The following is a 14,130-nucleotide window of genomic DNA, read 5'->3' as shown; positions in this document are numbered from 1 at the left end:
TTATTTTACAACACATTTTTTTATTTATCGTCAGCTACACTATTTACAACAACAGTTTCACCTTATAATTCCAGAATTTACCATTGTAATTGTCACCTGGTTTCCCACTTTCGGCGACGGCCCGTTTATTAATACTTCGGGGAGTATTAGCTTTAAGAGGTTTAAAAGGATAATTCAAATACTTTTTTGTAAAGATTCTAATCTCAACTTTTAGGCATGATCCCAGGAAAATCCTGAATGGTGATTGCTTTATGAAAACCGTGTGAAATAAGTACCTCAGAGGAAAACTCTTTTGGAATATCATTCTTCTCCTCAAAATGAAGATGAAGAACATCTTTGTTTATTTCATGTTTAGCAATATCGAAATGGATCATTAATAGTTCAGGAAGGAGCACCTTTAGTAAGTCTATGTATAGATCCGATACAATCGGTTTTTAAAACAAAGATCTAACTACAAATTCAATGGACACACAATTTTGAGATTGACCCAATTTACGCCTGCTCCCCCCTTAATCCGCTTACGGTAATATCCTGAAACGAAAAAAGCTCCGAATTTCTTCGAAGCTTTTTGCGGTCTGGACGGGATTCGAACCCGCGACCCCATGCGTGACAGGCATGTATTCTAACCAGCTGAACTACCAGACCTGCATCTCTTTTGCGGTTGCAAATATACATCCCATTTTTTATTCCACAAACGTTTTTCCCTAAAAAATAAATAAGATTCTTCACCTACCTGCTAAACTTTTGTTTTTCAAGCAAGTACGTCAGCAGAATTTTATTGATATCACGAGCTGTATCGGCCTCTACATATTTAATTTTATACTGTGCACATTGTAAAGCTATTTGCCGGAAATATTCTCTTATCTTTTCTTCATATGATACTCTCATATTCTTAGCATATAAATCTATATACTCTCCAGTTTCAACATCGACAAAACGCTTTGGTGCATCATCAAAATTAAAATACAGTTCCTTTTCTTTATCCATCACATGAAAAAGCACCACCTCATGCTTGTTATATTTTAAATGACGTAATGCATCAAACAACTCTTTTTGGTTCGTTTCTGTCTGAAACATGTCTGTAAATAAGAATATCATACTCCTTCTATGTATCTTCTCTGCTATCTGATGCAAATATGTGTATGGCCTGGTCGTTTTATGCTTAGCGGCAGTATCTAACACCCCTTCTAAGTAACTAAGCAACATCTTATGATGTCTCTCGCTTCCTTTTTCGGGAGCATAATACTCATACTCATCAGAAAAAACACTCAGGCCGACGGCATCTCTCTGACGCTTAAATAAATTCATAAGCGCTGCAGATGCTATAACAGAAAAACCAATCTTGTTAAGGTTGGACAAACTCATCCGGCCTACCTCCGGATAGTGCATGGATGATGAATTATCAATGATAAGGTGGCATCTTAAATTTGTTTCTTCTTCATACTGTTTGGTATACAAGCGATCTGTTTTGGCAAAAATCTTCCAATCTATATGTCGTGTGCTTTCGCCGGCATTATATATTTTATGCTCAGCAAACTCGGATGAAAAACCATGAAAAGGACTCTTGTGCAATCCACTTATAAAGCCCTCTACAACCTGCCCGGCTAAAAGCTCGAGGTTTTTATAAGTGTACAACTTGTTTACTTCTTTTCCTATATCCATTTCTATAACCTATAAAGAACATAAAAGTAGTCTAAATGCCCCTAAATAAAAAAATAAACTTTTTTCATAAAATTTAGTAAGATTTTTATTATTAAGTACCAGTATTTATTAATTTTATCAATCTTTAAAAACGTGTTATGAGACTAATCATCCACTTTGTACTCTCTGCAATGTTACTCATTGGTTGTCAGGACAATAAATCCGAAAGCAATGAAAAGACATTAAAGAACGAGGTCACCTCATCATCATCAGGTAGTCAAAACTTTGGCATTGTAATTCACGGTGGCGCCGGTACTATCTTAAAAAAGAACATGAGTGATGCGCTTGAAGCCCGTTACAAAGCTAAGCTGGAAGAAGCTATTAAAGCCGGTCACACAATTCTAGCCGATGGGGGCAGCAGTATTGATGCTGTTGAAAAAGCCATCAATATTCTTGAGGACGCTCCTCTTTTTAACGCGGGGAAAGGCGCTGTCTTTACAAATGACGGAAAGAATGAACTCGATGCCTCTATCATGGACGGAAAGACTCTCAATGCAGGAGCAGTTGCAGGAGTTACAACTGTGAAAAATCCGATTAATTTAGCACGAGCCGTTATGGAAAATTCAGCACACGTAATGTTTGCCCGTGATGGTGCTGAAGCCTTCGCCAAAGAGCAAAACATCGAGCTGGTAGATCCGTCGTACTTTTATACCGAAAACAGGATGAAAGCCCTGGAGAGGGCTAAAGAGCATGAAAAAACCATACTCGACCATGACGATAAATCTGCCTTTTATGATCCACAGATAAAAGATTATAAATACGGGACTGTCGGCTGTGTCGCCCTTGACAAGAACGGAAATCTGGCCTCAGGTACTTCCACCGGGGGCATGACCAATAAAAAATGGGGGCGTGTCGGCGACTCCCCTATCATTGGAGCCGGAACATACGCCAACAACAAAACCTGCGCCATATCATCGACCGGATGGGGCGAATATTTCATACGGGGCATGGTGGCCTATGACATATCGGCAATGATAGAATACAAAGGCTCATCCTTAAAGCAGGCGGCTTCTGAAGTAATTCAGGAAAAACTCACCGAACTGGGCGGTACCGGCGGTGTTATCGGTATAGACCACCAGGGGAATGTTGTCATGGAATTTAATACTGCAGGAATGTACCGTGCTTCCATGGATAAAAACGGGAAACTATATATTGGAATATTCAAAGACTAAGACACAATTCATCATCATACTTTATCAAACAACAATTAACCATGCGTTTAAACAAACTCTTTTTACTGCCCCTCATCGCATTGATTATTTTTTCTTGTAAAGACAAAAAAGAAGAAATTAAAGAACAGGTAGAAAACCTATACAAGTTCCGGGAATATATCTCTGATGTTTCTCCCGGCATGATCTCATCGCATGATGATTTTAGAATTGTGCTCAGAAACCCGGTAGAGGGCTGGACCAACGATTTGTTGCTGGACAACAACCTGATTAACATCTCTCCGGATGTAAAAGGGACATTAAAAGCATTGAACAATCAGACCATCTCGTTTATCCCTGAAGTGCCATTGACTCAAAACACGGAATATAAGGTAACACTTCATCTGGACGACATTATTCCTGACATCCCGTCAGATTTCAGGAAATTTAGTTTTACCACCCGTACGATTAAGCAGGAATTCAACATAACAACAGATCACCTGCAATCGTACAGTAAGGACTGGCAATATATTGATGCTACACTCAGAAGTAGTGATATATTAGATCTTCAGACGGCGAAACAGTTAGTTTCAGCCACTCAAAACGGAAAAAAGATCGCATTAAAATTTGATGAGTCTGTAACATCAGGAACCCAGTTATCATTCACCATAGACAGTATTCAACGTTTTGAAGACGACTCGAAAGTACTTTTAAACTGGAATGGAACTCCGCTCAAGATTGATTCAAAAGGTGAAACAGAAATTAACATTCCCGGTAAAAACAATTTCTCTATAGTTCATGTAAGAGTTATTGATGCCGATCAACAATACCTGGAAATCAATTTTTCAGACCCATTAAAGAAAAATCAAAATTTCAATGGATTAATAGCTCTTGAAAACAGCGATAAGTTAAAGTTCTTAGTTGACGGAAACTTATTGAAAGTTTATCCGGGCAAAACTCTTAAAGGCGCTCTGTCGTTAGAAATTTTCCAGGGTATTCAGAGCAATGAAGGATATAAGATGAAGAACGGCTTCAAAGAACTTATTGCCTTTGAACAAATAAAACCACAATTGCGTTTTCTTCAAAGCGGAACTATTTTACCCGCCTCAAACAACCTGAAAGTGAATTTTGAAGCTGTAAACTTGAAAGCCGTAGATGTTTCCGTTATCAAGGTATTCGAGAACAATGTTCTTCAGTTTCTGCAATACAACGACCTTAATGGTCAAAGTGATCTAAGAAGAGTAGCCCGTCCGGTGGCCAGAGAAACCATTAATCTTCAGACCGACCTTACCAATAATAACGGAAAGTGGAAAGCTTATGCTATTGACCTCAGGAAACTGATTTCTCCGGAACCAGGTGCAATCTACAGAGTTGAACTAAGTTTCAATAAAAAGTATAGCTCGTACCGTTGTGAAGGATCGTCTGAGGCAGACGAAAACCAAACTGAAGAAAACAGTTATGATGAAGAACCTACAGAAGAAAGCTATTGGGATAATGCCGAAAACTATTATTACGACGACTATTATTATGATTATAATTGGTCTGAAAGAGAGGACCCTTGTTCAAACTCCTATTATTACGGAAAAAAAACAGGGACAAACATTCTTGCTTCAGATATTGGCGTTACTGTTAAAACCGGAAAAAACAACAGCTATTTTGTAAGCACTACTGATCTTGTAACGGCCAAACCAATGGCTGGCGCCAAAGTTACTTTTTACAATTACCAGCAACAGGAAACAGGTTCTGTGGTTACTGACGAGGAAGGATTCAACATTTATGATGCGGACCATCCTGCGTATTTTGCTGTTGCAGAAAAAAATAATCAGAAAACCTATGTAAAACTAAACGACGGAAATGCGCTTTCTGTCAGTAAGTTTGATGTTTCCGGGGTTTCCTTGCAAAAAGGGATTAAGGGTTTTATATATGGTGAAAGAGGTGTCTGGAGGCCGGGAGATACCCTATTCCTTTCTTTTATGCTGAATGACAAGGCGAATCCGCTACCTGCCAACCATCCCGTAAAGTTTGAGCTAAAAGATCCTTATGGAAAAGTAACCCACAGGGAAATAGCAACAGAGGGGCTCGACAAACTGTATAATTTCACGATAAAAACCAACGACAATGCCCCTACAGGCAACTGGCTGGCAACTGTTTCTGTTGGTGGAGCTCACTTCAGCAAGAACATTAAAATCGAGACCATCAAACCAAACCGGTTAAAGATAAAAACGGATTTTGAATCTGAGATCTTGTCTTCCCAAACTCCCGTTACTGCAAATCTGGAAGTTGCCTGGCTTCATGGAGCCATTGCTAAAAATCTGAAAACAGATATTGTTGCCCGTTTTAACCAGCAACACACCACATTCAGCTCCTTCCCTAATTATATTTTTGACGATCCTACCAGAAAGTTTTCTTCAGAAGAGCAGACTGTCTTTGAAGGTTCCGTAAACGGGGAGGGAAAAGCATCATATACCATCAAGCCTCAATTAGAAAACAAGGCTCCGGGAATGTTAAAGGCTTCCTTTATTACCAAAGTATATGAAAATGGAGGTGACTTCAGTACCGATGTTTTCACTAAAACCTATTCGCCTTACACCACTTATGTGGGTCTGAATGTACCGAAAGGAGATAAAGCCAGGGGCATGTTATTAACAGATGTAAAGCATCGTTTCGATGTTGCCACTGTTGACGAAAACGGAAAACCGAAGTCGGTTAAAGAACTAAAAGTCACCATCTACAAAGTAAGATGGCGCTGGTGGTGGAATACTGATGAAGACAACCTTTCTTCTTATAGTGGTTCTCAGCACCATGACAACGTATTTTCTAAAACAATCAGTACCGACACCAATGGGAAGGCCACGTTTGAATTCGAACTGGAATACCCTGAGTGGGGGCGTTACCTGGTGAGGGTTGAAGATCCTACAGGCGGACATGCCACCGGGCAAACAGTATATATCGACTGGCCGGGATGGGCAGGAAAATCGAGAAAAACCGATCCTTCTGCTGCAACCATGCTTGTATTTTCTGCCGATAAAGAAAAATACAATGTTGGGGAAAACGCCGTTGTTTCTTTCCCTAGCAGTGAAGGCGGAAGGGCTTTGGTTACTATTGAAAACGGTACGGAAGTACTAAAATCCATCTGGATAGAAACGCAACAGGAAGAAACCAAATTCGAACTTCCCGTTGAAGCCGTATACGCACCTAATGTATTTATGCACATCTCATTAATCCAACCCCACGCTTCCACCGAAAACGACTTACCGATCCGTTTATATGGTGTAATTCCGTTAATGGTGGAAAATCCGGAAACAAGGCTGGAGCCTCAGATCAGCATGCCTGATGTCTTACGTCCTGAGGAAAAAATAAACGTCAAGGTTTCTGAAAAAGAAGGTAAACCTATGACCTACTCGATTGCCATTGTTGATGACGGTTTGCTGGATCTCACCCGGTTCAAGACGCCGAATCCGTGGAATACTTTTTATGCCCGCGAGGCTTTGGGGGTTAAAACCTGGGATATCTACGATGATGTAATAGGTGCATTCGGAGGTCGTATTGATCAGGTATTCAGTATTGGTGGTGATGAAGATGCCGCAGGCGCCAAAAACAAAAAAGCCAACAGGTTTAAGCCTATGGTTGTTTATTTAGGGCCTTTCAGTCTTAAGAAGGGAGCAACCAAAAACCACGAGGTGAAAATCCCCAAGTATATCGGTTCTGTAAGGACTATGGTTATTGCCGGAAATCCGGAACAGGAAGCCTACGGCATGGCAGAAAAAACCACTCCGGTAAGAAAACCCCTTATGATCCTGGCTTCCTTACCACGTAAAATAACGCCGGGAGAAAAAGTTACATTACCGGTGACGGTCTTTGCCATGGAGAACAAAGTGAAAAACGTAACCGTTAGCATCAGGAACAATAAGTCATTCACTGTTAACGGTGAAAACTCTAAAAGACTGGGCTTCGAACAACCTGATGAGAAAATGGTTTATTTTGATCTGGATATTAATGACTATTCAGGCATTGGAAAAGTTGTTGTTGAAGCTTCCGGAAATGGCGAGAAAGCCTCTTATGAGGTGGAAATCGATGTAATGAACCCGAATCCGGTTACAAGCTCGAAGCAGGAAGTCATCCTGGAGCCAAACACATCCCGGTCCATCGACCTTAAAACCTTTGGTGTAGCAGGATCGAATACCGCCCAGATAGAGTTCTCTACGCTTCCACCGATGGATTTCTCCGGAAGGATGCAATATCTTATCAGGTATCCTCACGGCTGTGTTGAACAAACTACATCCGCCGCATTTCCACAGTTATTCCTGGACGATATCTTCGACCTTACTTACGACAAGAAAAAAGATATCCAGAACAATATTGAAAAAGCTGTTAAACGACTTGGAAGCCACCAACTCCCCAATGGAGGCTTCTCGTATTGGTATGGACAGCATTATGCGAATGACTGGGGCACTTCTTATGTCGGGCACTTTTTACTGGAAGCTGAAAAGAAAGGCTATGTCCTTCCTATCGCCTTCAAACAAAACTGGATCAGCTATCAGAAGCAAGCAGCCAAGCAATGGAGAAAATCAAGTTCAAGATCAGGACTGGCACAAGCATACAGGCTATACACCCTTGCGCTGTCAGGAAATGCCGATGTTTCATCGATGAACAGGTTAAGAGAGACATCAGGGATATCGAACGAGGCCAAACACCGTCTTGCCGCTGCATATGCTCTGGTCGGACAAAAAAGTGCAGCGAAAGAGATCTTCGGAACAGCCAATATTAGTTTTGAACCAAAGAGTTACGATTACCATACATATGGCTCACCAGACCGAAACAGGGCAATGGCCTTAGAAACACTTATCTTATTAGATGAGAAGACAAAGGGGCAAGACATAGCCAAAACCATAGCCAAACGTCTGAACGAAAAACAATGGATGAGCACTCAAAGTACGGCATACAGCTTATTGGCCATGGCAAAATTTGCATCTTACATAGGAGGCAAGGGGATTCATGTTTCGTATACAATCAATGGCAGGAACGAGACTGTAAATTCAGAGAAAACACTGGCCGGCAGATCTCTTCCGGTAATAACCGGCGACAACAGCATTACTATTAAGAACAACAGGGATGCAACCTTATTTGTGAATGTCCTTTCTTCAGGAATCTTAGCTGTTGGAGAAGAAAAGACAGAACAGCGAAACCTGAATGCTCAGATAGTCTACAAAGGAAGAGACGGTAAAAGCATAGATATCTCGAAACTTTCGCAGGGCACTAATTTTATTGCTGAAGTAACAATTACCAATAAAAAGGGGGAAGACATCAAAAACATTGCCCTCACGGAAATATTCCCCAGCGGCTGGGAAATCATTAATACCAGATTTACCGATTTCGGGGATTTTGCAGCAAACCAGGTAACTCATACCGATCTCAGGGATGACCGGGCCAACTTCTATTTTGATCTTGGCAAGCACAAATCGAAAACCATAAGAATTTTACTTAATGCTTCTTACCTTGGTAAATATTACCTTCCGGGTATTCAGTGTGAAGCCATGTATGATAATGACTTTATGGTTAGGACCCAGGGGCAGTGGATAGAGGTTACTCAATAAATGTTTTATAAGAATTACTCGTTTGATTCATCTCAAACGAGTAATTTTATTCTTTTTACTATGGAGTTCAACAAATCATACTACGCTGTTATTTTCACTTCCGTCAGAACCGAAGGTAACCACGGCTACTCAGAAATGGCCCGGATTATGGAAGATACCGCCAAGGGACAACCCGGATTTATAGGAGTGGAAAGTGCCCGCAACGATATCGGGATAACAGTAAGTTATTGGGAAAGCAAAGAAGCTATTACCGCATGGAAAAAAAATTCCGAACATCTTATTGCCCAGAGAAAAGGGCAAAAAGACTGGTACAAGTGGTATAAGGTCAGAATTTGCAAAGTGGAACGTGAATACGATTTTGGCAGTTTATAACACCTCGCCGAAGTATTCAAATCTCAACTATCGTGTAACGCTTCAAGCTTAAGATTATGAAGCAACGTCTTTTAACATTTGTCAAAAAACACCCTTTCAAATTATCGGTAATATGCTTATTACTGGTCGCATACTATTTTTGCTTACCCAAACATCTGTTTAGAGACCCCACGGCAACGGTTATTGAAAGCAATGACGGGAAACTGCTGGCTGCTAAGATTGCCGACGACGGCCAATGGCGATTTCCGGAAGTGGACAGTGTTCCTTTCAAATTTGCTCAGTGTATCATTCAATTCGAAGACGCATACTTCTATCAACATCCGGGCTTTAACCCGGTATCAATAGCTAAATCATTCATTCAAAACATAAAATCGGGCAGGGTTGTCCGCGGGGGGAGCACCTTAACCCAACAAGTTATCAGGCTTTCAAGAAAAGGTAAAAACAGAACTTATTTTGAAAAGTTAAACGAGCTTGTTCTGGCTACCCGCCTGGAATTGAGAGCTTCTAAAACAGACATTTTAAAATTATATACCTCTCATGCGCCTTATGGCGGTAATGTTGTTGGTCTGGATGTGGCTTCATGGCGTTATTTTGGTGTCCAGCCACACCAACTTTCCTGGGCTGAAAGTGCTACACTAGCAGTTTTACCGAATGCTCCCGCACTTATTTATCCGGGAAAAAACCAGGAACAACTTCGTAGAAAACGCAATCATCTCTTAAAAAAATTATTTAAGGAAGAGGTTATAGATTCGCTTACTTATGAGCTTTCTGTTTTAGAGGAGCTTCCCGAGAAACCCTACGCATTACCCAGTATAGCCCCACACCTGTTGCACCGAATCGATAAAGATTATAAAGGCAGACGTCTCAGAACCACTATTGATCTTGACTTACAGACACAAATTAACCAGGTTGTCAAACAACATTATGAAATTTTACGCCAAAACGAAATTCACAACGCGGCTGTGATGGTCATGGATGTTTCTAACCGAAAGGTGTTAGCCTATATAGGGAATACCCCTACAGACAACTTACACGAAAAAGACGTAGATATTATTGGCGCCCCAAGAAGCACCGGAAGCATCATAAAACCACTGTTATATGCTGCCATGCTAGATAACGGCGAATTACTTCCGGATGCCCTGGTTGCTGATGTCCCCACTAAAATTGCGGGTTATCAACCGGAAAATTATAACAAAGTATACTACGGGGCTATTCCGGCGAAAAGAGCCTTAGCACGTTCGCTAAATATCCCGTCCGTCAGATTACTTCAGGAATACGGACTGGACCGTTTTAGGGACGAGCTAAAAAAGTTCAACCTGAAGGATATTAACAGGTCTGCCGATCATTATGGCCTGACTTTAATCTTAGGGGGTGCCGAAAGCAATCTTTGGGATGTTACAAAGACTTATGCAAATTTAGCATCTACGCTCAACCACTACAATCAAACCTCCAGTGAATATTATACAAATGAACTTCGGGAACCCGTTATAATGGCGTCAGATCCGGTTTCATTTTCTGAAAGATCACAGGAAAAAATATCATATGGCGCAGGCAGTATTTTTTTAACATTTGAAGCCATGAAGGAAGTAAACCGCCCGGAAGGGGAAGAAGCCTGGGAGTTTTTCGATTCTTCCAAGCAAATTGCCTGGAAAACGGGAACAAGTTTTGGTAACAGGGATGCCTGGGCTGTCGGGGTGACCAAAAAATATGCCGTTGGCGTTTGGGTCGGGAATGCTGATGGTGAAGGGCGACCTGATCTAACAGGAGTCCGCAGTGCGGCACCTATATTATTTGATGTATTTGATTTATTACCAAACACCCAATGGTTCGACACTCCCTTTGATGACCTTACTGAGGTTGAAGTTTGCTCGAAAAGCGGGTACCTTGCATCGGGAATATGTCCAAAAACAAAAACACTGATCCCTCCAAACGGGCAACGGTTTAAGGCGTGTACCTTTCATCAACTGGTCCATTTAGATCAACAAAAACAGTTCAGGGTAAATACTTCCTGCATGAAACCCGATAAAATATTAACACAACCCTGGTTCGTCCTTCCGCCATTAATGAGCTATTACTACAAGAACAACAATGCAGATTATAAAGACCTGCCGCCATACAAAAGCAACTGCATTATTGCTACAACGCCCGCAATGGATTTTATCATTCCGAAACCGAATGCAGAAATTATATTGACAAAAGGATTTGATGGAAAACTAAATGAATTGATCCTGAAACTGGCTCATTCGCGGCCGGAAACCACAGTCTTCTGGTACATGGATGAAACTTTTATAGGGCAGACAAAAAATTTTCACGAGTTGGCAGTACTGCCAGATGAAGGTTTTCACACGCTGACTGTAGTTGATGAATTCGGTAATGAACTGAAACAAGCGCTTAAAATAGAAACAACTTTATAGGTTTTTACCGGTCTTTACATCTTTTTTACTTAACTTTCTGTTGAAAAACAGGCTGTATGAAGAAATCTACCGAAACCATCTATAATTCGCTTCAGGAATACTATCATCAGTTACTCGAAACAATTCCAAGAATATGTATTGGAATCCTGATTGTTATTATTGGTATCGTGATCGCTCAGCTAATTACCAACTTCTTCAAAAAGAGGATCCTTAAAAAAACCGAAGACCCGTTAATGGCCAGGTTTTTAATTCAGGTTTTTAAGGTAGCCCTGATCCTGATAGCTATTATGATCGCCCTTGAAGCTGCCGGACTGAGCAATATTGCTACCGGGGTATTAACTGCCGCAGGAGGTGCTGCCATTATATTAGGGTTTGCCTTTCAGGACATCGGTAAAAACTTTTTATCCGGGATCATCCTGGCCTTTAACCGCCCGTTCAATATCGACGATACTATAAAAATTGACGACATGTTCGGCAAGGTTAAATCATTACAGTTCAGATACACCCATATTAAGACTTTTGATGGCCGTGATATTTATATCCCGAATGCAGATGTTCTGATAAAGCCGGTCAGCAATTATACTGCCGATGGTTTTTTAAGAAATGAATTTATTGTCGGGATCGGTTATGAAGATGATATTGAATCGGCCAAGAAGATTATTCAGAATATCCTGGACAACAACAAACATATTGTGCAGGATACGCTTCATACGAACTTTGTTATCGAGGACGAGCTGGCTCCCAGTACTGTTAACCTCAAAGTTTACTTTTGGAACAGCACATTAGATTACGGTGTCTCTTCTCTTGTTCTGAGAGGGAACATCATCAGGGAGATCAAACAAGAGTTGGTGGAAGCCGACTTTAACCTTCCTGCCGATGTAAAAGAAATCAAACTTTATAAAAATCAACCGGATATTCCTTTAAAAATCCAAAAAGATTCTTAATCATGAAAGTTTTTGCCTTATTTATTCTTGTTATCAGTTTATATTCTGATGTTCATCATGACATTTCCAAAGAGCAGCTTTTAAGGGTGCCCTATACCAGTGAAATAGCCCATGAAGAACGCGAATTCTTTTTGTATCTACCAAAAGGGTACGAGACCAATAAAGAAAAAGAATGGCCTGTAATACTCTTCTTGCACGGGAACGGGGAACGGGGAAACGGCAAGGACGAATTGGAGTATAGCATGATTCATGGACCACTGAATGAGGCATGGATTCAGCATCGGGATTTACCATTTATCATTATATCCCCCCAGCTTCACATGTTTAATATGGGAGAGGTCAGCTATATTAAAAACCGCAGTCGCTCTTCTATCCCGAAAAGATACGAAGACAGCATTCCGGAAAAGAGCAAACCTTTTAAACCCAGCTGGATCATGGATCCTTTACCCGCAAAAAGTTTTGACAGTATTACTGAAACGGGATTACCGGACGGCTGGTACCGTGTGGAGAGCGATCTTATACACATGCTGGATTATGTTCAAAAGAACTACAGGGTTCGCGACAAACAAATCTACCTCACCGGATTGAGCTACGGGGGTTTTGGCACCTGGTATATGGCCAGCAAACACCCTGACAGATTTGCCGCTATTGCACCCGTAGTGGGCTGGGGACATCCGGAGTTGATGCAACCGATAGCCAGTGAGCAACTACCGGTCTGGTGTTTTGCCGGCGGCAGGGATCGTACGGTGAAACCGGAATACTTTTATGCCGGAATGAATAAACTGGAAGAATCAGGGCATAAAGACGTGCGTTTCACTATTCATGCCGATATGGGGCACGATACCTGGAAACGTGTTTATGGGAGTGAAGAACTATACAACTGGTTCTTGCAGCATTCTAAAGATTAATCGAGTTTGTCGGTAAGCTTGCCGAATACTTTTTTAGGGTCTTTCCCTTCGTATAAGATTTGATAAACCGCATCAATTATAGGGGTTTTGGCTTTGCTCTTTTGATTTTGGGTAATAATATGTGCGCTTTTGGCTCCGTAGTAGCCTTCTGCAACCATATTCATTTCCATCATAGCGCTTTTAACGGTATACCCTTTCCCGATCATATTCCCAAACATACGGTTTCTACTGAATACAGAATACCCGGTAACCAGCAGGTCTCCCAGGTAGGCTGAATTATTGATATTCCGTTTCATTTTATGGATCTTTTTGATAAAACGTCGCATCTCCCGAATTGAATTGCTCATCAAAACACTTTGAAAATTATCTCCGTACCCCAGGCCATGTGCTATACCGGCTGCAATTGCATAAATATTTTTAAGCATCGCAGCATACTCGGTGCCTACAATATCGTCTGATATTTTTGTCTTGATATAATTACTGCTAAGCTGGTCTGCCATAAACCGCGCTTTTTGTTCATCGGCACTTGCCACGGTAATGTATGAAAGCCTTTCAAGGGCCACTTCTTCTGCATGGCAAGGCCCGGTAATGACTCCTATATCATCATAAGGAATATCGTAAACTTTGTGGAAGTGTTCGCCGACTATGAGTCCTGTTTCCGGAACGATTCCTTTGATAGCTGAAAAAATCACTTTATCCTTTATGGAGACCGTTAACTTTTCTAATTCCTGATTTAAAAAAGCCGAAGGGACAACAAAAATTAAATAATCTGCGTAATCGGCTATTTCGTTTATATTATTGCTCAGTTTTAACTGTTCGGTATGAAACTCGACCGAACTCAGGTAATTAGGATTGTGCTTTTCTTTCAGAATATGCTCTTTTGCATACACACTCCTCATATACCATCCTACTTCATCTAAATTTTCACAAAGCATTTTAACGATGGCAGTTGCCCAACTACCCCCTCCTACAACTGCAATTTTCTTTGAACTATCCATAAAAATATGTCATATACAGAGTTCAAAAGTAATTAAAATTTACCCTACAAC

9 protein-coding genes and 1 tRNA gene are annotated in these 14,130 nt (G+C 41.0%); 6 read left to right on the top strand and 4 right to left on the bottom strand.

The genetic code is table 11. From position 1 onward, the window contains the following. Positions 1–203: 203 nt before the first annotated feature. From MQE36_RS17065 to MQE36_RS06860, 3 genes are all read right to left on the bottom strand, one after another. The gene (locus MQE36_RS17065) at positions 204–395 is read right to left on the bottom strand and encodes an ISAon1 family transposase N-terminal region protein (RefSeq protein WP_423242479.1); all 192 of its coding nucleotides are present in this window, start codon (positions 393–395) and stop codon (positions 204–206) included. A gap of 176 nt (positions 396–571) precedes the next feature. Then, positions 572–645, bottom strand: a tRNA-Asp gene (locus MQE36_RS06865). An 84-nt stretch (positions 646–729) separates the two neighbouring features. Continuing rightward, on the bottom strand, positions 730–1,662 hold the full coding sequence (locus tag MQE36_RS06860; protein WP_242938428.1) for a DUF58 domain-containing protein: 933 nt from the start codon (positions 1,660–1,662) through the stop codon (positions 730–732). A gap of 137 nt (positions 1,663–1,799) precedes the next feature. Here MQE36_RS06860 and MQE36_RS06855 point away from each other — a divergent pair, with 137 nt between their 5' ends. From MQE36_RS06855 to MQE36_RS06830, 6 genes are read left to right on the top strand one after another with little or no spacing between them, the layout of a single operon-like run. After that, the gene (locus MQE36_RS06855; RefSeq protein ID WP_242938427.1) at positions 1,800–2,873 is read left to right on the top strand and encodes an isoaspartyl peptidase/L-asparaginase family protein; all 1,074 of its coding nucleotides are present in this window, start codon (positions 1,800–1,802) and stop codon (positions 2,871–2,873) included. 41 nt (positions 2,874–2,914) lie between these two features. After that, on the top strand, positions 2,915–8,443 hold the full coding sequence (locus MQE36_RS06850; protein WP_242938426.1) for an alpha-2-macroglobulin family protein: 5,529 nt from the start codon (positions 2,915–2,917) through the stop codon (positions 8,441–8,443). Between the two features lie 60 nt (positions 8,444–8,503). Beyond that, the gene (locus MQE36_RS06845; RefSeq protein ID WP_242938425.1) at positions 8,504–8,815 is read left to right on the top strand and encodes an antibiotic biosynthesis monooxygenase family protein; all 312 of its coding nucleotides are present in this window, start codon (positions 8,504–8,506) and stop codon (positions 8,813–8,815) included. Positions 8,816–8,871: 56 nt separating this feature from the next. Beyond that, positions 8,872–11,229, top strand: coding sequence for a penicillin-binding protein 1C (gene pbpC, locus MQE36_RS06840; RefSeq protein WP_242938424.1), 2,358 nt, complete (start codon positions 8,872–8,874; stop codon positions 11,227–11,229). Positions 11,230–11,285: 56 nt separating this feature from the next. Beyond that, entirely contained in the window at positions 11,286–12,173 is an 888-nt protein-coding gene (locus tag MQE36_RS06835) for a mechanosensitive ion channel family protein (protein WP_242938423.1), read from the top strand. Positions 12,174–12,175: 2 nt separating this feature from the next. Continuing rightward, positions 12,176–13,081 carry a carboxylesterase family protein gene (locus MQE36_RS06830; RefSeq protein WP_242938422.1) on the top strand — a complete coding sequence of 302 codons (906 nt, stop codon included), beginning with the start codon at positions 12,176–12,178 and terminating at the stop codon, positions 13,079–13,081. On the opposite strand, the gene MQE36_RS06825 is transcribed toward MQE36_RS06830, so the two are convergent. Further along, positions 13,078–14,079: an NAD(P)H-dependent glycerol-3-phosphate dehydrogenase gene (locus MQE36_RS06825; RefSeq protein WP_242938421.1), complete on the bottom strand. Its 1,002-nt coding sequence runs from the start codon at positions 14,077–14,079 to the stop codon at positions 13,078–13,080. The two genes, MQE36_RS06830 and MQE36_RS06825, sit on opposite strands and share 4 nt — an antisense overlap. Positions 14,080–14,130 lie beyond the last annotated feature (51 nt).

This window comes from Zhouia spongiae (genome assembly GCF_022760175.1).
In the GTDB taxonomy this organism is placed as follows: domain Bacteria; phylum Bacteroidota; class Bacteroidia; order Flavobacteriales; family Flavobacteriaceae; genus Zhouia; species Zhouia spongiae.
Note: the sequence above shows the minus strand (reverse complement) of the source record. Positions and strands in the feature narration are given on the sequence as shown.

Excerpts from the sequence above, each read along its gene's own strand:
- MQE36_RS06845 (WP_242938425.1), top strand. The coding sequence starts at position 8,504 with ATGGAGTTCAACAAATCATACTACGCTGTTATTTTCACTTCCGTCAGA.
- MQE36_RS06830 (WP_242938422.1), top strand. The coding sequence starts at position 12,176 with ATGAAAGTTTTTGCCTTATTTATTCTTGTTATCAGTTTATATTCTGAT.
- MQE36_RS06835 (WP_242938423.1), top strand. The coding sequence starts at position 11,286 with ATGAAGAAATCTACCGAAACCATCTATAATTCGCTTCAGGAATACTAT.
- MQE36_RS06855 (WP_242938427.1), top strand. The coding sequence starts at position 1,800 with ATGAGACTAATCATCCACTTTGTACTCTCTGCAATGTTACTCATTGGT.
- pbpC (WP_242938424.1), top strand. The coding sequence starts at position 8,872 with ATGAAGCAACGTCTTTTAACATTTGTCAAAAAACACCCTTTCAAATTA.
- MQE36_RS06825 (WP_242938421.1), bottom strand. The coding sequence starts at position 14,079 with ATGGATAGTTCAAAGAAAATTGCAGTTGTAGGAGGGGGTAGTTGGGCA.
- MQE36_RS06850 (WP_242938426.1), top strand. The coding sequence starts at position 2,915 with ATGCGTTTAAACAAACTCTTTTTACTGCCCCTCATCGCATTGATTATT.
- MQE36_RS06860 (WP_242938428.1), bottom strand. The coding sequence starts at position 1,662 with ATGGATATAGGAAAAGAAGTAAACAAGTTGTACACTTATAAAAACCTC.